The sequence below is a fragment of the Kitasatospora purpeofusca genome (genome assembly GCF_042691725.1).
In the GTDB taxonomy this organism is placed as follows: Bacteria; Actinomycetota; Actinomycetes; order Streptomycetales; family Streptomycetaceae; genus Kitasatospora; species Kitasatospora purpeofusca_B.
Genome location: NZ_CP170483.1, coordinates 7,212,822 through 7,233,463 on the forward strand (window position 1 = coordinate 7,212,822; position 20,642 = coordinate 7,233,463).

Consider the following 20,642-nt stretch of genomic DNA (forward strand, 5'->3'; position numbering starts at 1 on the left):
GCGAGACTATGGGCATGAGCACTACCCGCATGAGTCCCGTCCGCCGGCTGAGGCCCGCCGCCGCCGCGCTGGCCGTCCTGGCCCTCACGGTCGCCGTCGCCGGCTGCAGCAGCACCGGAGGCAGACGCGCCGAGGAGGCCCGCGCCAAGGCCGCGGCCGTCGCCGGCGGAGCCGTCACCACCCCGCGCTGGAAGGTCGCCATGGTGACCCACGCGGGCGCCGGCGACGCCTTCTGGGACACCGTGCGCAAGGGCGCCGAGCAGGCCGCCGCCAAGGACAACATCACCTTCCTGTACTCCAACGACGCGCAGACCCAGAACCAGGTCCAGCTCGTCCAGGCCGCCATCGACCAGAAGGTCGACGGCCTGCTGGTCACCCTCGCCAAGGGCGACGCGATGGCCGACGTGCTCGGCAAGGCCAAGGCCGCCGGCATCCCGGTGATCACCATCAACTCGGGCCAGGAGTTCTCCGCGCGGTTCGGCGCGCTCACCCACATCGGCCAGGACGAGGCCACCGCCGGCCAGGCGGCCGGCACCGAGCTGGCCGGGCGCGGCCGCAAGAACGTCCTGTGCGTGATCCACGAGCAGGGCAACGTCGGCCAGGAGCAGCGCTGCTCCGGCGCCCGGGGCACCGCCGGCGGCGCCTTCCAGGTGCTGTACGTCGACGGCGTCAACATGCCCGACGCCCGCGCGGCGATCTCCGCCAAGCTGCAGGCCGACCCGGCGATCGACACCGTGCTCACCCTCTCCGGCCCGATGGCCGCCACCGGTCTGCAGGCGATCCAGGACGCCCGCCGCCCGGTCGAGCTCGACACCTTCGACCTGGGCACCCAGGTGGTGGCCGGCCTCAAGGCGGGCACCGTCGGCTTCGCGGTCGACCAGCAGCCCTACCTCCAGGGCTACGAGGGCGTCGACCTGCTCTGGCTCTACCGCTTCAACCTCAACATGCTCGGCGGTGGCAAGCCGGTGGCCACCGGCCCGCAGATCCTGACCGGCGAGAACGCGGACGCCCTCGCCGAGTACGTCGCGAGGGGGACCAGGTGAGCACCCCGCTGAGCACCTCCGACGTCCTGGCCGCCGAGCGCCGGGAGCGCCCGCCCGCGCTGCGCCGGCTGGCCGGCCGGCCCGAGCTGGGCGCGCTGATCGCCGCCGCCGCGGTCTTCCTGGTCTTCGCCGTCTCCGCCGAGCCCTTCCTGCGGGTCTCCTCGCTGGGCACCGTGCTGTACGCCGCCTCCACCATCGGGATCATGGCGGTGCCGGTGGCGCTGCTGATGATCGGCGGCGAGTTCGACCTCTCGGCGGGCGTCCTGGTCACCACCGCCGCGCTGACCTCCTCGATGGTCTCCTACCAGCTCACCGCGGTGACCTGGGTGGGCGTGCTGGTCTCGCTGGCCGTCACGCTGGCGGTCGGCCTGTTCAACGGCTGGGTGCTGTCCCGCACCAAGCTGCCGAGCTTCATCGTCACCCTCGGCACCTTCCTGATGCTGACCGGCGCCAACCTCGGCGTCACCAAGGCGGTCTCCGGCACCGTCTCCACCAAGCCGATCTCCGACATGGAGGGCTTCGCCTCCTGCCGCTGGCTGTTCGCCTCCGAGGTCACCGTCGGCGGGCTGACGATCAAGGCCACCGTCTGGTGGTGGCTGGGCCTGCTGCTGGCCGGCAGCTGGGTGCTGCTGCGCACCCGCTTCGGCAACTGGATCTTCGCGGTCGGCGGGGACGCGGCCGCGGCCCGCGCGGTGGGCGTCCCGGTCGCCCGGACGAAGACCGTGCTCTACCTGTTCGTCGGCTTCGGCGCCTGGGTGCTGGGCCAGCACCTGCTGTTCTCCTTCGACACCGTGCAGTCCGGCGAGGGCGTCGGCAACGAGCTGATCTACATCGTCGCGGCCGTCATCGGCGGCTGCCTGATCACCGGCGGCTACGGCTCGGTGGTGGGCTCCGCGCTGGGCGCGCTGATCTTCGGCATGGCCAGCAAGGGCATCATCTACGCCCAGTGGAACCCCGACTGGTTCAAGTTCTTCCTGGGTGCGATGCTGCTGCTGGCCGCCCTGCTGAACACCTACGTCAAGCGCCGCGCAGAACGGGGGCCCCGATGACCGCGCCCACCGAACTGCTCGCGCTGAGCGGCGTCGGCAAGACCTACGGCACCGTGCGCGCCCTGGAGGACGTCTCGCTGACCCTGCGGGCCGGCGAGATCAGCTGTGTGCTCGGCGACAACGGCGCCGGCAAGTCCACCCTGATCAAGATCATCGCCGGGCTGCACCGGCACGACGAGGGCACCTTCACGGTGGGCGGCGAGGAGGTCCGCTTCGACTCCCCGCGCCAGGCCCTGGACCGCGGCATCGCCACCGTCTACCAGGACCTCGCCGTGGTGCCGCTGATGCCCGTCTGGCGGAACTTCTTCCTCGGCTCCGAGCAGGGCCACAAGCGCTGGGGCGGGCTGCGGATCGACGCCGACGGCATGCGCGCCACCACCCGCCGGGCACTCGCCGACATGGGCATCGACCTGCCCGACGTCGACCGCCCGATCGGCACCCTGTCCGGCGGCCAGCGCCAGTGCGTGGCGATCGCCCGCGCCGTGCACTTCGGCGCCAGGGTGCTCGTCCTGGACGAGCCGACCGCCGCGCTCGGCGTCAAGCAGTCCGGGGTGGTGCTCAAGTACGTCACCGCCGCCCGGGACGCCGGGCTCGGCGTCGTGCTGATCACCCACAACCCGCACCACGCGTACCTGGTCGGGGACCACTTCACCCTGCTCAAGCGGGGCCGGATGGCCGGCAGCCACCCCCGGGCGGAGATCGGCCTCGAACAGCTCACCACCGAGATGGCCGGCGGCTCCGACCTCGCCGAGCTCTCCCACGAGCTGTCCCGGGCCGACGGCCCCGGGACCGCCCCCGGTCCGGCCGGCCCGGTCCCCGGTCCCGCCGATCCGACCCCCGATTCCGCCAAGGAGCGTCCGCAGCCGTGACCAGCCCCCACGCCGGCAGCCGGCCGCCGGTCCTGCCCACCCTGCTCGGCCTCGGGCCGCGCGCCGAGCGCCGCCGCCGGGCCCTGCCCGCCGGCGTGCTGCGGCTGCCGACCATCGGCGTCGACATCGGCGGCACCAAGGTCGTCGCCGGCGTGGTCGACGGCGAGGGCAGGGTCCTGGAGAAGCTGCGCACCGACACGCCCCACAAGTCCAAGAGCCCCAAGGTCGTCGAGGACGTCATCGTCGAACTGGTGCTGGAGCTCGCCGACCGGCACGACGTCCACGCGGTCGGCATCGGCGCGGCCGGCTGGGTGGACGCCGAGCGCTCCACCGTGCTCTTCGCCCCGCACCTCAACTGGCGCGGCGAACCGCTGCGGGAGGCGGTCAGCGCCCGGCTGCGGTTCCCGGTGGTCGTCGAGAACGACGCCAACGCCGCCGCCTGGGCCGAGTGGCGTTTCGGCGCGGGCCGGGGCGAGGACCACATGGTGATGCTCACCCTCGGCACCGGCATCGGCGGCGCCGTGGTCCGCGACGGCTTCGTGGACCGGGGCACCTACGGGCTGGCCGGCGAGTTCGGGCACATGCAGGTGGTGCCCGGCGGCCACCGCTGCCCGTGCGGCAACCGCGGCTGCTGGGAGCAGTACTCCTCCGGCAACGCGCTGGTGCGCGACGCCCGCGAGCTGGTCGCCGAGGAGTCCCCGGTGGTCCAGCCGCTGCTGGCCCGGGCCGGCGGCGCGGTCGAGGGCATCACCGGCCCGCTGGTCACCGAGGCCGCCCGGGCCGGCGACCCGACCGCCACCGAGCTGCTCTACGAGGTCGGCACCTGGCTCGGCGTCGGCATCGCCAACCTGGCCGCCGCCCTCGACCCGGGCCGCTTCGTCATCGGCGGCGGCGTCTCCGAGGCCGGCGACCTCCTGCTCGGCCCGGCCCGCGACACCTTCCGCCGCACCCTCACCGGCCGCGGCTTCCGGCCCGAGGCGAGCATCGTGCACGCCGCCCTCGGCAACGAGGCCGGCCTGGTCGGCGCCGCGGACCTCGCCCGCCAGGTCGCCCGGCGCTTTCGCACCATCAAGCGGCGGCGGGTGGAGCGCGCCGTGCCGTGACCGTCCGGCCCGTCGGCCGAACGGTTGCCCGCCGTCAACTACCCGTTGGTAGTGACGCGGCACTGTTGTCGGGGTCATGGCTCCTGTGAAACAACGGAGTTGACGTCGACTCAGAGGAGTATCGGATGAGAGCACTGGCGCGCATCGCCCCGCCGCTCCTGCTCACCACCGCCCTGGTGTGGTCCACCGCCGGACCCGCCGGGGCGGCGCCGCCGCCGGCCAAGGCGCCCGAGGCGGTCGGCCGGGGCGGTGCGGTGGCAAGCGTGGACGCCGACGCCACGGCGGCCGGCATCGAGGTGCTGCGCAACGGCGGCAACGCCGTCGACGCGGCGGTCGCGGTCGCGGCGGCGCTCGGCGTCACCGAGCCGTACTCGGCCGGCATCGGCGGCGGAGGCTACTTCGTCTACTACGACCACGCCACCGGGCGGGTGCACACCATCGACGGCCGGGAGACCGCCTCCCGCAAGGCCGACACCTCGCTCTTCCTGGAGAACGGCGCACCGCTGCCGTTCGCCGACGCCGTCACCAGCGGCCTGTCGGTCGGCGTGCCCGGCTCCCCGGCCACCTGGGAGAGTGCCGTCGAGCTCTGGGGCCGGCGCAGCTTCGCCGAGGTGCTGAAGCCCGCCCAGCGGATCGCCGAGCAGGGCTTCACCGTCGACCGGACCTTCCAGGACCAGACCGCGCTCAACCAGGCCCGGTTCAAGGACTTCCCCGACACCGCCAGGCTCTTCCTGCCCGGCGGCGCGCTCCCGGCCGTCGGCTCCACCTTCCGCAACCCCGACCTCGCCGCCACCTACCGCCAGCTCGGCAAGGAGGGCACCGCGGCGCTCTACCGGGGCGCGATCGGCGAGGACATCGTCCGCACCGTCCAGCACCCGCCGGTCGACCCCGCCTCCGGCCGGATCGCCCGCCCCGGCCAGGTGGACGCCGCCGACCTGGCCGGCTACCGGGTCCGCCGCCAGCAGCCCACCCACGTCGCCTACCGGGACTACGACCTCTACTCGATCGCCCCCTCCAGCTCCGGCGGCACCACCGTCGGCGAGGCGCTCGGCATCCTGGAGGACGGCGAGGTCGCCGGCTACGACGCCACGCAGTACTACCACCACTTCCTGGAGGCCTCGCGGCTCTCCTTCGCCGACCGCAACCGCTGGGTCGGCGACCCGGCGTTCAACGACGTGCCGACGAAGGAACTGCTGTCCGCGCGGTACGCGGCCTCCCGGGCCTGCCTCATCAGCCCCGAGCGCGCGCTCACCAGCCCCGTCGCCCCCGGCGACCCGCGCCACCCGGCCGGCTGCCCGGACGCCGCCCCGGCGCCCGCCGCCGAGCCCTACGAGGGCCTGAGCACCAGCCACCTCACCGTGGCCGACCGCTGGGGCAACGTCGTCTCCTACACCCTGACCCTGGAGCAGACCGGCGGCAGCGGCATCACCGTCCCCGGCCGCGGCTTCCTGCTCAACAACGAGCTGACCGACTTCAACTTCACCCCGCTGTTCCCCGGGGTGCCCGACCCCAACCTGCCCGGCCCCGGCAAGCGGCCGCGCTCCTCGCTCTCGCCGACCATCGTGCTGCAGGGCGGCGAGCCCCTGCTGGCGGCCGGCTCGCCCGGCGGCGCGACCATCATCACCACCACCCTCCAGGTGCTGCTCGGCCGCCTCGACCGGGGGCTGAGCCTGGAGCAGGCGATCGCCGCGCCGCGCGCCAGCCAGCGCAACACCGCCGCCAGCCAGGCCGAGCCGGCCTTCCTGGCGCTGCCCGAACGGGCCCGGCTGGAGGCGCTCGGCCACGTGTTCGCGAGCACGCCGGAGATCGGCGCCGCGACCGGCGTCGAGCGGCTGCCGGACGGGCGCTGGGTCGCGGCCGCCGAACCGGTGCGCCGCGGCGGCGGCTCGGCGGCGGTGGTCCGGCCCGCGCCGTGAGGCCGGGCGGGACTGTCGGTGCCGTTCGGTAGATTCGGGGTGGGCGTCCTGACGGGCGCCCGCCCCTCCGTACCGAACCGCCACCGGGAAGGCCGCCCGCCGTGACCGTCCGCATCGCCACCTGGAACATCAACTCCGTCACCGCGCGGCTGCCCAAGCTCCTCGAATGGCTGGAGAGCGCCAAGCCCGACGTGCTCTGCCTCCAGGAGCTCAAGTGCGCCGCCGACGCCTTCCCCTACGAGCCGGTGCGCGAACTCGGCTACGAGACCGCCGCGCACGGCACCGGCCGGTGGAACGGCGTGGCGATCGTCTCCCGGATCGGCCTCGACGACGTCGTCCGCGACCTGCCCGGGCAGCCCGGCTACCTCGCCGACGACGCCCTGCTGCCCGACGTCGAGCCGCGCGCCGTCGCCGCCACCTGCGGCCCGGTGCGGGTCTGGTCGGTCTACGTGCCCAACGGCCGCGAGGTCGACCACGCCCACTACCGCTACAAGCTGGAGTGGCTGGAGGCGCTGCGCCGCGCCTCGCTGGAGGACGCGGCCGGGGAGCGCCCGTTCGCCGTCCTCGGCGACTTCAACATCGCGCCGGGCGACGAGGACGTCTTCGACGTGGCCGCCTTCGAGGGCCTCACCCACGTCACCCCCGCCGAGCGGGCCGCCCTCGCCGCCCTGGACGCGGCCGGGCTGCACGATGTCGTGCCGCGCCCGCTGAAGTACGACCGCCCCTACACCTACTGGGACTACCGCCAGCTGGCCTTCCCGAAGAACCGGGGCATGCGGATCGACCTCACCTACGCCAACAAGCCCTTCGTGGACGCCGTCACCGACAGCTACGTCGACCGCGAGGCGCGCAAGGGCAAGGGCACCTCGGACCACGCCCCGGTCGTCGTCGACCTGGACCTTTAGGGCGTGTCCGACCATTCCCGCCGGGCGTGCGACGCGAATGGTCGGACACGCCCTGGCGATCCCCGCTACGCAGGGTGGCCGGGTCTCGCCCGAACGGGCCAGAGCGGTGGCCGGGCGTCGAGCGGGTGCCTACCGTCGGTGAGTGACCGGGTGCGGTTGTTCGATCACGGGGACGTCGGAGTCCCCGGCCGCACCCGAGAGAATCCCGGAGGTTCCGGTATGCGCCCCACGCGTACGGCCGCCGCCGCCCTGATCGGCGCGACGCTGCTGACCGGCCTGACGGCCCCCCTCGCGCTGGCCAAGGACGGCGCCGCCTCGGTCAGCCCGTCCCAGGCCGCACCGGGCCAGACCGTGACGGTCACGGTCGCCTGTGAGAAGTCCGACAAGCCCAATGCCAAGACGATCACCGCCAACTCGCCGGCCTTCGAGGGCGGCCCGGCCACCCTCACGCTCGGCTCGGACGGCAGGCACACCGGCTCCGCCCGGCTGGCCGACAAGAACGGCGGCGCCAGCAAGGTCGACGGGACCTGCCCGGACGGTGCCGCGTTCGCCACCGACGTCACGGTGACCACGGTCTCGGTCTCCACCGGCTCCGGCGGCTCCGGCGGCTCGGCGCCCTCGGGCATCGGCGGGTGGAGCGAGGCGGCCGGCGAGTGGGCGGGCTCGCTCGGGCAGTCCGGTGCGGGCAGCCAGCAGGTCGCCCCGCACGGTGCGGTGAAGACCGGCCTGGGCGGCTCGATCGCGGCGAACCCGGCGGAGCTGGCGGGCGGCGCGCTGCTGGTCGTGGGCGCCGTCGGCGGCTTCTGGCTGCTGCGGCGGCGCGCGGACGCCGGGTCCGCCTGAGGGAACGCGCCCGCGGGCGCGGCCAGCGGAAGGGTGCCGCCGGACGGAGCGTCCGGCGGCACCTCCGCGCGGTCAGGGCGTGCCGTGGGCCAGGACCGTGGCGGCGTCCTGCGGCTTGCGGGTCTCCCGCTCCTCCTCCTGCTCCTCCTCTTGGGCCTCGGCGGCCCGCAGCGCGCCGGTCGCCAGCAGGTACTGCGCCAGGATGTAGGTGGCCATGATCCAGAACTCGTGCCCCGGCAGCTCCCGCCACTTGGCCAGCTTGGTGGCGATCAGGGTGTCCGAGAGCAGGAACAGCGCCCCGCCCAGCCCCGTCCGCACACCCAGCCCGGCCGAGGTCACCGCCGTCGAGGCGAGCAGCAGGCTGTACCCGGCCACCGGGATCCGCAGGTCCCCGAGGTCCGGCCAGAGCAGCGCCACCATCGACGCCCAGGCCGTCGCGTACGCCGCCGCGACCAGCAGCGTCCTTCGCCGGTCGGTCAGCGCGCCCTGGCCGGCGAACATCGTCACGTAGCAGACGTGGGCCGCCGCGAACGAGCCCATTCCGGCCAGGAACGCCGTGTCCTGGCCGAGCTGGAGCAGAACGTCCCCGCCCGCGCTCGCCAGCAGCGCCGGCGCCAGCAGCTTCGGCGCCCGCCGGCCGGCCGCGGCGGCGCCGGCGACGCTGTGCGCGGCCAGCAGCGGCATCAGCGCCGGCTTGGTGGCGTGCCGCAGCACCTGGGTGTCGGTCAGCAGCGCGCCCAGGTGGACCGCCGAGGTGGTGGCGAATCCGGCGAGCAGGCCGGAGGCCGAGCGCAGCCGGCCGCCGAGAACGGCGCGGGTGGTCGTACGGATGCTCATACGGCGGTGTCCTCCGGGTGTGGGTGGGGGAGCGGGTGGCGGGCCGGTGGCCCGTGCCGGGCACGATAGGGGACCGGCGCGGGGCGTGGAAGAGATTGTTACCGGTGCGTAGGTCCGTCGGGGCCACCGGGGTGACGTGTCGCCGGACCGGGCGGTGTCCCGGCGGTCCCGGCCGCCGCGTCCGGAGCCCGCCCGGAGCCCGTGCGCCGTCCGCCCGCCGTCCGTGCGCCGTCCGGCCGGATGTCGCCGCACGCCGGGCGGCTGCCAGCGAGGGCCGCGCCCAGCGTCTAGTCTGGTCCCCGACATGGAGCAGCAGGAGGACGCGACCGGCGCCGCACGGACGGCCGGTGGCACGTCGGACGGGCGCACGGGCGGGGCGGGGCGGAGCACCACCGACGCCGTCGTCGCCGTACGCGCACCCGCTCGCGCACCCGCCCGCGCATCCGTGCGCGAACCCGCCCGCGGCCCCGTACCCGGCGGCGCGGACGGTGCTGACGCCCCGCAGGGCGCCGAGGCCCGGCCGGACGCCGACGCCGCGGGCACGCCGTCCGAGGAGCTCTCGCCCGACCCGGGACTGCTCCGGCTCGCGCGCTGGTTCGCCGAGGCCGACCCCGGCACCGCCGACGACCTCTGCGCCGCCTCCTTCGGCCTCTACCCGGCCCGTCACTTCGGCGCCCCCGCCGAGCCGTCCGCCGTCGACCCCGCTGCCGGCGGGCCGCCCGGTGCCGAGGTCAGCTGGTGGCACGGCCCCACCGCGCACACCCCCGCGCCGCTGCGCACCCGCGAACCGCGCACCGCCCCGGGCCTGCGCCGCGCCCGTCGCGACGCCGCCGCGCTGCCCGTCGTCCTCTCGGGCGCCAAGCCGGGCCGGCCCGGGCGGCACCGCAGGCCCGAACGCGCCCGGGGCGCCGCCGCCGTGGTGCCGCAGGACCGTTCCGCCGCCACCACCGCCGCCGAACGCCGGATCGCCGCCCGGCTGCTCCTGGCCCACCCGCTGGTGACCGCCTCCGGACCGCACGCCGACGGCTTCCCGCTGATCCGCCGTCACCGCGACTGGCTCACCGAGCGGTTCGACACCCTGCTCGGCTACCCCCTGGTGGTCGGCCCCTGGCACGCGCGCCTGCACAAGGCCGGCCCCGGCCCCGGCGCCGTCCGCCGCCTCGAACACCCCGCCACCGGCGCCCCGTTCACCCCCGGCGGCTACGCCCGGCTCGCCCTCGCCCTGGCCCTGCTCGTCGACGCGCCCGAACAGCTCCCGCTCGGGCGCCTGCTGGCCGCGATGGACGCCGCCGATCCCGCGCCCGCCGAGTCCGATCCCGCGCCAGCCGAGTCCGCCGACCTCGCCATGGCGCTCGCCGTGCTCGCCGACTGGCAGGTGCTCGCCGACCTCCCGGCCGACCTGCCCGCCGGCCTCGCGGACGCGTCCGGTGTCCTGACGGTCGACCGGGAGCTCGCCCGCGCCGTCCCGGTCGGCCCGCCCGCCCTCGCCGACGACGCCGCCGACCTCGTCCGCCGCGCCGCCGAGGCCGAGCCCGGCACCGCCGTCCGCCGCCGGCTCGCCGAGACCCCGGCCGTCCTGGCCGCCGACCTGCCCGAGGACCAGCGCGCCTGGCTGCGCGACCACCGCCACTCCGGCCCCGCCGCGCTCGCGGACTTCCTCGGCCTGGAGGCGGAGCAGCGGGCCGAGGGCGTCGCCCTCCTCGACCCGGCGGAGGAGCTCACCGACCTCGCCCTGTCCGGCGCCGGGACGGCCGCCCAGGCGGCCCTGCTGCTGGTCGAGCGGCTGGTCGAGGAGGTTCGCCCGCTGCCCGGCGAGACCACCGGCGCCGACGTGCCCGTCCCGGACGCGCTGATAGACGGCGTGCTCGGCGACATCGCCGACGAGTACGGCCTCCCGGCCGGCTGGCACCGCGACTACCTCGCCGACCGCACCGCCCTGCGCCGTGACGCCCTCGACCTGCTCCACCGCATGGGCCTGATCACCACCCGCCCCGCGGGCCGGCTCCTGCGCGCCCCCGCCGCCCGCTACGCCCCGGCCCCCGACCTCCTCCCCGCCCCGGGCACCGGCCGCCACTCCCGCCGCGACCCGGACATCACCATCCCCGCCCCCACCTCCCCCCGGGCCGGCCAGCGCGCCTGACGGCGGGGGCCGCGCGGGTCCCGCCCCGGTCTCCTCCGGGGCCGGTCGGGCCTCCCCGGGGGCCGGGGCGGGCATGGTGCCGCCCGGGCCATGTGGTGGCGGGGTGGCGCGGGGGCGTGGTCGTGGCTCGCGCCGTGACCGGTGGCAGGGGGCGTCACCGCCGTCGGTCGGCGCGTGGTGGTGTCCCGGCCTCTCGCCGGCCGGGGTGGGGCCTACTTCCGTACGGTGGCCGTGGCGCTGGCGACGGTGCCGTGCTGGACGGTCTCGACGGTGGCGGCGACGCCCAGGGTGCCCAGGGCGACGGAGGCGAGGACGGCGGCGCAGGCGAGGAAGCGGCGGTGGCGCTGGGGCATGGGGAAGCGCGGTTCCTGGAGGGCCGCCGAGAGGTTGGCGTTCATGGCACGGAGGGTTCCAGGCCGGTGTGAACGATCGCTACATGCGGGTGAAGTCCGGATGGGGGGTGGACGTCGCCTTGGGCGCCATGGGCAACGCCGCAGGTCAAGCCCCCCGGGGACGGGCCGCCCGACCGCTCCCGGGGGCAGCCGTTCAGCCGGTCGGGGGACGCCGGCCGCCCCGGCGGACGTCCGCCAGCGCCTCGCCGACCGCGACCCGGACGGCGTCCCGCAGGCCGTGCGTGGGATGGAAGCGGGACGGCCCGGCGGACGGGTCGGAGCGCAGCTCCTTGACCAGGGCGACGCACAGCAGCAGCATCACCGCGACGAACGGCAGCGCGACCAGGATGGTGGCGTTCTGCAGCGCGGTGAGCCCGCCGGCCAGCAGCAGGGCGGCCGCGACGCCGCCCATCAGCACGCCCCAGACCACCACCAGCCAGGTGCGCGGGTGCAGCGAGCCGCGGCTGGAGAGCGAGCCGAGCACGAGCGAGGCGGAGTCGGCGCTGGTGATGAAGAAGGTCATCACCAGCAGCACCGCGATCACGCTGGTCACCGCGCCGCCCGGGAGCGCGCGCAGCATCTCGAAGAGCGAGGCCTCGGCGCCCTTCGGGATGGTCGCCACGAGGTCGGCGGCGCCGGTGGTGTCCAGCCGGATCGCGGTGCCGCCCATCACGCAGAACCAGATGACGGTGGCCCCGCTGGGCACCAGCAGCACGCCGAGCAGGAACTGCCGCACGGTGCGGCCGCGCGAGATCCGGGCGATGAAGGTGCCGACGAACGGTGCCCAGGAGAGCCACCAGGCCCAGTAGAAGATGGTCCAGGTGCCGAGCCAGTCCTCGTCCGTGAAGGCCCCGGTCTGGCTGGACAGGACGAGCAGGTCGGAGAGGTAGCCGCCGACGGTCGAGGGGATGGTGTCCAGCACGAAGACGGTCGGGCCGACGAGGAAGACGAAGACCATGATCAGCGAGGCCAGGACGACGTTCGCGGTGGAGAGCCACTTGACGCCCCGGTGCACGCCGGAGAAGGCGGAGAGCACGAAGGCGGCGGTCAGCGCGCCGATGATCACCAGCTGGGTGCGCTCGCTGTTGTTGATGTCGGTGACGTAGCCGAGGCCGTCGGCCACCTGGAGGGCGCCGAGGCCGAGGCTGGTGGCGGAGCCGAAGACGGTCGCGAACACGGCGAGCAGGTCGATCGCCCGGCCCTTCCAGCCGTTGGCGCCGCGCTCGCCGATCAGCGGGACGAACGCGGCGGAGATCCGGTTGCCCCGGCCCTTGCGGAAGGTGGTGTAGGCGAGCGCGAGGCCGCCGACGGCGTAGATCGCCCAGGGGTGCAGGGTCCAGTGGAAGAGCGAGAACTCCAGCGCCCGCTGGGCGGCGGCCGCGGACTCGGGTTCGAGGCCGGAGCCGGGCTGCGGGGTGGCGAACAGCTGGAGCGGCTCGCCGACGCCGTAGAACATCAGGCCGATGCCCATGCCCGCGCTGAACATCATGGCGATCCAGGCGGTGGTGGAGAACTCCGGCTCGTCGTCGTCGCGCCCGAGCCTGATCCGGCCGAACCGGCTGAAGGCGAGCAGCACGGTGAGGGCGAGGAAGACATCGGCGGCGACCACGAAGAGCCAGCCGAAGTTGTGCAGGACCCAGCCGAGGGCGGTGCTGGAGGTCCGGCCGAGGGAGTCCTCGGCGAAGACGCCCCAGGCGACCACCCCGAGCACCGCGACGGCGCCGACCCCGAACACGACCCGGTCGGCGGGGAGGGTGGCGGCGGGTTCGTCCGGCGGCTCGGTCGGCTGACTGGTCATGGGGTACCTCTCGCGGCGAACTGGCGGGCCGACGGCGTGCAGGTGTCGACGACATGATCGGAATAGGGATACATGTCGTACTATGTCCAGTTCTCGCCGGGAGAGGCGGCAGGGCACGCCGGGAGAGGCGCGACCCGGGCCGGTGTCAGGCGGCCGCGTACGGGCGGGACGGCGGCACGGCGGCGTCCAGGTACCCGGCCAGGGCCCGCCGGCTGCGGGTCAGCTCGGTGATGCGCGCGTCGAGCTCGGCCAGTTCGCCGCGGAGGGTGCCGAGCAGATCGGGGCAGGCCTCCAGGGCGGGGACCGGCCCGGTCGCGCAGGGGAGGATCTGCGCGATCACCCGGGTGGGCAGGCCCGCCGCGAGCAGGCTGCGGATCTGGCGGACCCGGACGGTGTCGCCCTCGCCGTACTCGCGGTAGCCGCCGGTCGAGCGGGTGGGTTCGAGCAGGCCCTGCTCCTCGTAGTACCGCAGCAGGCGGGTGGACACCCCGGTCAGGCGGGCGAGTTCTCCGATGCGCATGACCGGGCAACGCCGCCGCCGGGCGGGGTGTTCCCCTCCGCCGGGCCGCCGGGCCCGTCAGGACCGGGCGGCGTCCGGGGCGCCGTCGGCGTCCGCCAGGAAGCCCAGCAGCACGTCCCGCAGCTCGGGCAGCCGCTCCACCATCGGCAGGTGGCCGGCCGTCAGCTCGGCCAGCCGGGCGCCGGGGATGCCCTCGGCCAGCGCGCGGTGCTGCTGCGGCGACACCAGGCCGTCCTCGGTGGTGGAGACGACCAGGGTGGGCACGGTGATACGGGCCAGCTCGGCGCGGACGTCGGCGCGGCCGGCGAGCTCGAACTGCCAGTGGAAGCCCGCCGGGACCGGTGCGGCGGCCAGGGCGGCGCGCAGCTCGTCGAACCGCTCGGCGGGCAGCGCCTCCACCCAGGTGTGGCCGAAGACGACGGCCAGCGAGTGGTCGGCCAGCAGCGCGGGGTGCGCGGTGAGGGCGATGGCCTGGTCGGCGAGCAGCCGCAGCCGCCGCGAGCCGCCGGCCACCCCGGCGAGCAGCAGCAGTGAGCGGACCCGGCCGGGGTGGCGGGTGGCGATCCGGACGGCGACGGCGGCGCCGAGCGAGTAGCCGGCGAGGTCGAAGTCGGCGAGGCCGGCCGCGTCGGCGGCGGCCACCAGGCGGTCGGCCAGTTCGTCGAGCGAGTGCGGTGCTCCGGGCTCGTCGGGGCTGTCGCCGGAGCCCGGGTAGTCGGGGGCGACGACGGTGCGGTGGGCGGCGAGGTCGTCGAGCAGCGGACCCCAGTTCTCCTGGACGCTGCCGCCCGCGCCGTGGGCGAGCAGCAGTCCGGGGCCGGTGCCCCGGACGGTCCGGGCGAGCGGAGCGGCGGCGGGCGTGGTCATGGGGGTCCTCCTGGGCGGACGGGGGTCCGGGGGGTGCGGGGATCGGGCCGGGGTCGACCCGCTCCGCACGCTAGGACTTCACACCGGTGTCAGGGTCAAGCCCGGGGAGCGCCGCGACCCCGGTCACCCGGCCGTCGACCCGCCCGGCCGTCGACCCGCCCGGCCGTCGACCCGCCCGGCTGTCGACCCGCCCGCCCGCCGTCAGGCCTTGGACCGGACGTCGTACGGGGGCGGGTAGGCGGGCTCGTACGGCGTCAGCACCAGTCGCACCACGTCCTCCAGCCGCCGGCGGGCGTCGCCGAGTGTGGTGCGGCCGGTCACCCAGGCGGTCAGCTCGCCCTGCCAGGCGTGGCCGACGATGTGCCGCACCAGGTCGCTCGCGGCGGCCGGCACCTCGTCGGCCATCACCGCCTGGAGCGCCGTGCTGTCGGCCCGGGCCATGCCTTGCAGGGCCTCGCTGGCGAAGGGGTCCGTGGAGGCGGCGACGGCCACCCGCAGCCGGGCCAGTTCGGGCTGGCGCTGGTAGGCCCGCATGCCGCCGCGGACGAACCGCACCACCCGGTCGGTGGCCCCCAGGCCGGCGCGCGGTCCGCGCAGTTCCGCCACCAGGTCGGCCAGCAGCAGCCGGTGCCACTCGGCGATCGCCGCCGCCAGCAGGTGGTCCTTGGAGGAGAAGTAGCGGTACGCCGTCCCCAGGGCGACTCCGGACCGCTCGCAGACCTGCTTCATCTGCAGCCGCTCGACGCCGATCTCGTTCACCAGGGCGAGCGCGGCCGCGATCAGGCTTTCGCGGCGTTCGAGCTGACGCGGAGACATGGCCTCCACCGGTCGTGGTGACAGGTCAACCTTGGTCACCCGCACCATGATACGGGCCGGGGCCGCTCAGGAATATGACGCCGTCCGGCCGCCCGCCGTTCGCCCCCCGGCCACCGGGGGGCGGCGGGGGCCGGCGGCGGGCGGCCCGGAGCGGCCCGGAGCGGCTCGGCGGGGCTCGGCGCGCAGCCGCTCAGCGCGGCGCGACCACGCGTTCGCGGATCAGCGCCTCCTGGACGGCGGAGGCCACCAGCCGGCCCGCGCGGTCGTAGAACTCGCCCAGCGCCAGCCCCCGGCCGTCCGAGGAGGACGGGCTGCGCTGTGCGAACAGCAGCCACTCGTCGGCCCGGAAGGGCCGGTGGAACCACATCGCGTGGTCCAGCGAGGTCATCAGCAGCCGGGGCGGCTCGGTGCGCTGGAAGAAGTTCGGCTGGACGTGCAGTCCGGCCGTCGAGGCGAGCGTGAGGTCCGAGAGGTAGGTGAGCGCGCAGACGTGCAGCAGCGGGTCGTCGGCGGGCAGCGCCGAGCCGGTGCGCAGCCAGACGAACTGCTGCGGCATGCCGGGCACGGCCGGCGGCACGCCCGGGGCGTCCGGCGGGACGAACCGCAGCTCCAGGTCGCCGAAGCCGGTGTCGGCCAGCGCGGCGCGGGCCGCGTCGTCCCAGAGCTCGAAGGCGTCCGTCAGCTCCTCGGGGCCGGGCAGCCGCGGGACCTCCCGGTGCCGGTCGGCGGCGGGCTCGGGGCGCTTGAAGGAGGCGGAGAGGCTGAACACGGCCTCGCCCCGCTGGACGGCCGTCACCTGCCGGGTGGCGTAGGAGGTGCCCTGGCGGACCCGGTCGACCCGGTACTCGATGGGGCGGGCCGGGTCGCCCGGGGTCAGGAAGTAGCCGTGCAGCGAGTGCACCGCGCGGTCCGTCCCGATGGTCCGCCCGGCCGCCACCAGGGCCTGCGCGGCGACGTGCCCGCCGAACGCGCGCATCGGCGCACCGGCGTGGCAGCGGCCGCGGAACGTGTTCTCGTCGAGCCGCTCGATCCGCAGCAACTCGGCGAACGGGCCGACCGTGCCGGTGGCCCTTCTGTCCTGTTCGGTCAGCTCTGTCACAGGCCCATAGTGGCAGACGCGGGCCGGGTGCCGGTGTGACCTGGCCAACCCGGGAAGCGAACACGCTTGCTAGAACGTGTTCCACAATTCGAAGGGTCGGGGGTGCTCCGGGGTCGACTGTCAGTGCCCCCACCTAACGTGTTCGGCATGTCGCAATCCGCACACGCGTACGCCTATCTGCGCCCGTCCGCCGTCCTCGACGGCGCGGCCGGCCGGCGCCTCGCCCTGGAGACCTCCGGCGGCACCACCCCGCTCGGGGCGGCCGCCCATCCGCGGTTCTTCGCGGGTTTCCTGGCCGAGCCCGCGCCGGCCGCCGCCGCGCTGCTCGCCGTCGCCGACGTCGCCGCCGCCCGCTACTACCAGCCCCAGCTGCGCGCCTCGCTCGACCCGGTGGTCACCGCCAACGGCGACCGGCTCCGCTTCGAGTCCTTCTCCGGCTGCTGCGGCGTCTACGCCCGCCTCGACGTGCTCGCCGCGGGCCTGGACGGCGACGAGATCGGCCACGGCACCACCAACGTCGACGTCAACAACCCGCTGCGCGAGGCGCTGACCCGGATCGGCCCCGCTGAGCCGCTGCACCTCGCCGTCGGCCCGGACGCCCTGGAGGTCACCACCTTCGACGGACCGGTCGTCGAGAAGAAGGTCCCGCTGCCGGAGCGCTGGCTGCGCGGCTTCGCGGAGACCCAGGTCACCGCCGCCGGCTTCGACCTGCGCGCCGAACTGCCCGCCGCCGAGGCGGTCCGCTTCCTGCGCTCGCTGCCGCGCGGCGGCGGCCGGGCCGGCGCCCGCGTCGCGCAGTGGGTGGTGCCGGCCGGGCGGACGCTGCGGCCCACCACCCGGCCGGTGCCCGGCGCGGTCTGCCTGCCCGGGCCCGAGCGGCTGGCGGCCCTTCAGCGGGTGCTGCGGCACGCGCGGGCGCTGCGGGTCTACGGCCCGCCGGTCGGCGGGGGCGGCCCGGCGGCCTCCGCCTGGGAGGTCGAGCTGCCCGGGATGCGGCTGACCCTCACCCTCTCGCCGGACGCCTCCCGGGGCTTCAGCGGTGAGGGCGGGGTGCTCGGTGCGCTCGCCACCGGTACCGCCGGGCAGGACGCCGACCTGGTCGCGGCGCTGCTCGCCTGGGAGCCGAGGATCGAGATCGCTGAGCTCGCCGAGCAGTCCGGGCTCACCCCGGCCCGGGTGCGGGCTGCGCTCACCCGGCTCGGCACCGCCGGGCAGATCGGCTACGACGCCGCCGAGGCCGCGTACTTCCACCGGCAGCTGCCGTACGAAGCGGGGCGCGCGGAGGCGGCCAACCCGCGGCTGAGGGCCGCCCGGGCGCTGGTCGCGGCCGGGGCGGTGCGGCTGGAGGACGGCGGCGCGACGGCCGTCGTCACGGTCGGCGACCACGTCCAGCGGGTGCGCACGGAGGCGGCCGGCGCGGTCGGCTGCACCTGCCTGTGGTGGGCGAAGTACCGGGGCGGGCGCGGGCCGTGCAAGCACGTGCTGGCGGTCGGGATGGTCCGCGAGGAGCGGGCGCAGGGCGGGACGGTCGGCGGACTGCGGGAGGGAACGGCGCGATGAGCACCAGGACTGTGAAGAGCACGGGGACCACGGTGGCCACGGGGACCACGAAGTCGACGGAGGTGCCGGAGGCGGTGGAGGCCCTGCTGGCGGCCGTCCGCGAGGGCCGGACCGGGCAGGTGCCGGGGCTGCTCGCCGCCCTCGGGCCGGCCGAGCGGCGCTCCTGCGTCCCGGCGCTCAAGGAGCTGCGCCGCACCAGCCGCGAGGACTGGTCCAAGGAGGCCAACCAGCGGATGGGCGCGCTGCTGGTGGCCGGCGCCGGCTGCCACCCCGGCCCGGCCGGCGCCGCCACCTGGATCGGCGCCCGGGACTTCAGCGGCCGCTCCTGGGCCCGCCACCCCGCCCTCGCCGACGTCGTCGAGGCGCAGCCGGTGGAGTGGCAGACCGAGGTGATCGGCCGGCTCGCCGCCAAGCGCGGCTCCGGCTGGCGCTGGGACCTCTACCCGCTGATCGAGCGGGTGGTGCGGCGCACCGGCTGCGCGGTGCCGGCCTCCGACGACTTCGTCGCCGAGTGGCTGCGCTCGGCGGCCGGCGCGGAGAACGGCCCGCGCGGCACCGCCACCACCCTCCTGGAGCGGCTGCGGACCGACACCTTCACCGCCGTCCTGTTGCCCCGGGTGTTCGAACTCGACGACGTCTCCTGGCCCCTGGACGTCACGTACACCACCCGTTCGGGTGACAACTGGCCGGCGGCGATCGCCGGACTCGTCGAGTCCGGGCACTTCGGACGCGAGGAGCTGATCGACCTCTGCCTCGGCCGGCTGGTGCGCGGTGGCAGGACCGCCGACCAGCGCTCGTTCCTGGCCGTACTGACCGCGTTCGCGCCCACTGCGCGGGAGTACGCGGCCCGGGTCCGCGACCTGCTGGCGCTGCTCGACGGCCCCTCGGTGGTGGCCGGGCACGCCCAGCAGGTGCTCGCCGGGCTCGACGAGGCCGGGTTCGTCGAGCCGGAGGTGGCCGGCCAGGCCTCGGCGGTGGTGCTGTTCCGCAGCGAGAAGAAGCTGGTGCGGGCCCAGCTCGCCTGGCTGGAGCAGGCCGCCAAGCGCTCGCCCGAGCGGTCCGGGCCGGTGGTGCTGGCCGCCGCCGAGGCCTTCGGCCACCCCGACAGCGTCCTCCAGGAGCGGGCGCTCAACCTGGTCGCCCGCCGGCTCAAGGCCGCCGGGGACGCCGTCCTGCCGGAGCTGCTGCTCGCCGCCGAGGCGCTCAACCCCGCCCACCACGCCCGGGCCGGCGAGCTGTTCGGCGCACCCGTGGGCGGCTCGGGGGACGACGACACCGCCTGGGACGAACTGCTGCCGCCCGCCCCGGTGCCCGCCCCGCTCGGCGAACCGCTCGCCACCCCGGCCGAGGTCGCCGAGGAGCTGGCCGTGCTGCGGGCCGCCGAGCGGCCGGACGTCGCCGTCTTCGAGCGCGTCCTGGACGGCCTGGTCCGGCACGCCCACCGCGACCGGGCCGCGCTCGCCGCGGCGCTGGAGCCGGTGCTGCGGGTGAACCCGTGGCAGGACGTCGGCCACTGGCGGGACTGCGGCCCGGGCGACGCGCTCTACCTCGCCGCGGTGGTCGCCGGGCAGGCCGACCCGCACCGGCGCGGCTTCGTCTTCCGGAAGAAGGGCCGCGACCCGCTGCGCGGCACGCACGGCACCGAGTACGGCAACGTGCTGGCCGCGCGGATCACCGAGGCCGCCGAGCGGGTCACCACCGACGTCCCGCCGTACCTGCTCGCCACGCCGACCGACGCCACGGGCGCGATCACCGCGGCCGCGCTGGTCGAGCGCCTCGCCGGGTACCAGGCCGTCGGCGTCACGGCCGGCCCGGCCGACCTGGGCGCCGCACTGCTGAGGACCGCCCCGACGGCGGACCCCTCGGTGCTGGCGGCGGCCGACCGGCTGACCTCGGCGGCCGGGCGGTGGGCGGCCGCCTGGCTGCGCGAGGGCGGCCTGCCGGCCCAGGCCTCGGAGCGGGTGCTCTTCGCGCCCGGCGCCGGCTACGAACGCAAGCGGCGCTACTGGGAGCGCTGGTGGGAGGACCTGCGGCGGATCGCGGTCACCCAGCGCGGCACCACCGGCCCGGCCGGACCGGCGCACGAGCGGCTCGCCGCCGAGTTCCGGGTGCTGCTGGAGGGCACCGAGCCGAGCGTGGCCCGGGCCCGCCGGGAGGACGAGTGGCTCCGCGAGCCCACCGTGCACTGGGCCGCGATGCTCCCGCACCACCGCGAGGAGCTGGCCGCCCGCTGGCTGGACCGGTTCGCCGACTGCGCCGACCGCGAGCGGCGCGGCACCGCCCGGATGCTGGTCGTGCTCGCCGAGGCCGGCGGCCCGGCCGGGCTCGCCCTCCACCTCGGCCTCGCCTACGGCCTGGGCGCCCGCCACCCCGAGGACCGCGCCGCCGCAGTCGACGCCCTGCTCGTCCTCGCCGCCCGCGGCGACCTGGACGGCGCCCTGCTCGGCCGCGAACTGGGCGAACTGGTGACGCTCGGCACGGTCAAGCCCAATCGCCTCGCCCAGGCCCTGGCCACCGCCGCCGACACCGGCGCCCACGCCACCGTGTGGTCCGTCCTGGCCGCCGCCCTGCCCGCCCTCCTCGGCGGCGACACTCCGCGCGGCACCGCGGACCTCCTCGTCATCGCCACCGACACCGCCCGCCGCAGCGCCGCCCGGGGCCCGATCCCCGAACTCACCGCCGTCGCCGCCCGCCCCGGCGGGAGCCGTCTCCTGAAGGAGGCCCGGATCCTCCGCGACCTTCTCGCCGCCTCCTGACGGCCCGCCGCTGCGGTGGGGTGGTCCGCCGGGCCGGGGGCCCCGCCCTCCTGGCGCATCGCCAACACCGCTGCCAGCCCCGGCGCGTCGGCTGCCGGGGCGGGGTGGGGACGTTGCTGCCGGGTGCGT

17 protein-coding genes are annotated in these 20,642 nt (G+C 76.1%); 10 read left to right on the forward strand and 7 right to left on the reverse strand.

From position 1 onward, the window contains the following. Positions 1-14 precede the first annotated feature (14 nt). The 7 genes from ACFCLZ_RS31155 to ACFCLZ_RS31185 all read left to right on the forward strand — a co-directional run bounded on the left by ACFCLZ_RS31155 (position 15) and on the right by ACFCLZ_RS31185 (position 7,728). Positions 15-1,043, forward strand: a complete 1,029-nt coding sequence (locus tag ACFCLZ_RS31155) for a substrate-binding domain-containing protein (protein WP_380281220.1) — start codon at positions 15-17, stop codon at positions 1,041-1,043. Between the two features lie 8 nt (positions 1,044-1,051). Then, positions 1,052-2,092 carry an ABC transporter permease gene (locus ACFCLZ_RS31160; RefSeq protein ID WP_380286341.1) on the forward strand — a complete coding sequence of 347 codons (1,041 nt, stop codon included), beginning with the start codon at positions 1,052-1,054 and terminating at the stop codon, positions 2,090-2,092. Next, on the forward strand, positions 2,089-2,961 hold the full coding sequence (locus ACFCLZ_RS31165; protein WP_380281221.1) for an ATP-binding cassette domain-containing protein: 873 nt from the start codon (positions 2,089-2,091) through the stop codon (positions 2,959-2,961). Before ACFCLZ_RS31160 ends, ACFCLZ_RS31165 begins: the two co-directional genes overlap by 4 nt. Next, entirely contained in the window at positions 2,958-4,064 is a 1,107-nt protein-coding gene (locus ACFCLZ_RS31170) for an ROK family glucokinase (protein ID WP_380281222.1), read from the forward strand. Before ACFCLZ_RS31165 ends, ACFCLZ_RS31170 begins: the two co-directional genes overlap by 4 nt. A 125-nt stretch (positions 4,065-4,189) precedes the next feature. After that, entirely contained in the window at positions 4,190-5,980 is a 1,791-nt protein-coding gene (gene ggt / locus ACFCLZ_RS31175) for a gamma-glutamyltransferase (RefSeq protein ID WP_380281223.1), read from the forward strand. Positions 5,981-6,081: 101 nt separating this feature from the next. Continuing rightward, positions 6,082-6,885, forward strand: a complete 804-nt coding sequence (locus ACFCLZ_RS31180; protein ID WP_380281224.1) for an exodeoxyribonuclease III — start codon at positions 6,082-6,084, stop codon at positions 6,883-6,885. A gap of 219 nt (positions 6,886-7,104) precedes the next feature. Then, positions 7,105-7,728 carry a hypothetical protein gene (locus tag ACFCLZ_RS31185; protein ID WP_380281225.1) on the forward strand — a complete coding sequence of 208 codons (624 nt, stop codon included), beginning with the start codon at positions 7,105-7,107 and terminating at the stop codon, positions 7,726-7,728. A 72-nt stretch (positions 7,729-7,800) separates the two neighbouring features. Here the strand turns inward: ACFCLZ_RS31185 and ACFCLZ_RS31190 are convergent, their stop codons facing one another. Further along, entirely contained in the window at positions 7,801-8,565 is a 765-nt protein-coding gene (locus tag ACFCLZ_RS31190; RefSeq protein WP_380281226.1) for a lysoplasmalogenase, read from the reverse strand. A gap of 304 nt (positions 8,566-8,869) precedes the next feature. Between ACFCLZ_RS31190 and ACFCLZ_RS31195 the strand changes: the two genes are divergently transcribed. Beyond that, complete coding sequence (locus tag ACFCLZ_RS31195; RefSeq protein ID WP_380281227.1) at positions 8,870-10,705, forward strand: DUF2398 family protein; 1,836 nt, start codon at positions 8,870-8,872, stop codon at positions 10,703-10,705. A 212-nt stretch (positions 10,706-10,917) separates the two neighbouring features. Here the strand turns inward: ACFCLZ_RS31195 and ACFCLZ_RS31200 are convergent, their stop codons facing one another. From ACFCLZ_RS31200 to ACFCLZ_RS31225, 6 genes are all read right to left on the reverse strand, one after another. Then, complete coding sequence (locus tag ACFCLZ_RS31200) at positions 10,918-11,103, reverse strand: hypothetical protein (protein ID WP_380281228.1); 186 nt, start codon at positions 11,101-11,103, stop codon at positions 10,918-10,920. 148 nt (positions 11,104-11,251) lie between these two features. Next, positions 11,252-12,895, reverse strand: coding sequence for a BCCT family transporter (locus ACFCLZ_RS31205; protein ID WP_380281229.1), 1,644 nt, complete (start codon positions 12,893-12,895; stop codon positions 11,252-11,254). A 145-nt stretch (positions 12,896-13,040) separates the two neighbouring features. Further along, the gene (locus ACFCLZ_RS31210) at positions 13,041-13,415 is read right to left on the reverse strand and encodes a MerR family transcriptional regulator (RefSeq protein WP_380281230.1); all 375 of its coding nucleotides are present in this window, start codon (positions 13,413-13,415) and stop codon (positions 13,041-13,043) included. Positions 13,416-13,472: 57 nt separating this feature from the next. Continuing rightward, complete coding sequence (locus ACFCLZ_RS31215; RefSeq protein ID WP_380281231.1) at positions 13,473-14,282, reverse strand: alpha/beta fold hydrolase; 810 nt, start codon at positions 14,280-14,282, stop codon at positions 13,473-13,475. 201 nt (positions 14,283-14,483) lie between these two features. After that, complete coding sequence (locus ACFCLZ_RS31220; protein WP_380281232.1) at positions 14,484-15,098, reverse strand: TetR/AcrR family transcriptional regulator; 615 nt, start codon at positions 15,096-15,098, stop codon at positions 14,484-14,486. 190 nt (positions 15,099-15,288) lie between these two features. Then, positions 15,289-16,197 carry an acyl-CoA thioesterase gene (locus tag ACFCLZ_RS31225; RefSeq protein ID WP_380281233.1) on the reverse strand — a complete coding sequence of 303 codons (909 nt, stop codon included), beginning with the start codon at positions 16,195-16,197 and terminating at the stop codon, positions 15,289-15,291. A 147-nt stretch (positions 16,198-16,344) separates the two neighbouring features. Here ACFCLZ_RS31225 and ACFCLZ_RS31230 point away from each other — a divergent pair, with 147 nt between their 5' ends. Then, positions 16,345-17,757, forward strand: coding sequence for a winged helix-turn-helix transcriptional regulator (locus tag ACFCLZ_RS31230; protein ID WP_380281234.1), 1,413 nt, complete (start codon positions 16,345-16,347; stop codon positions 17,755-17,757). Next, positions 17,754-20,513: a DUF6493 family protein gene (locus tag ACFCLZ_RS31235; RefSeq protein WP_380281235.1), complete on the forward strand. Its 2,760-nt coding sequence runs from the start codon at positions 17,754-17,756 to the stop codon at positions 20,511-20,513. Before ACFCLZ_RS31230 ends, ACFCLZ_RS31235 begins: the two co-directional genes overlap by 4 nt. Positions 20,514-20,642 lie beyond the last annotated feature (129 nt).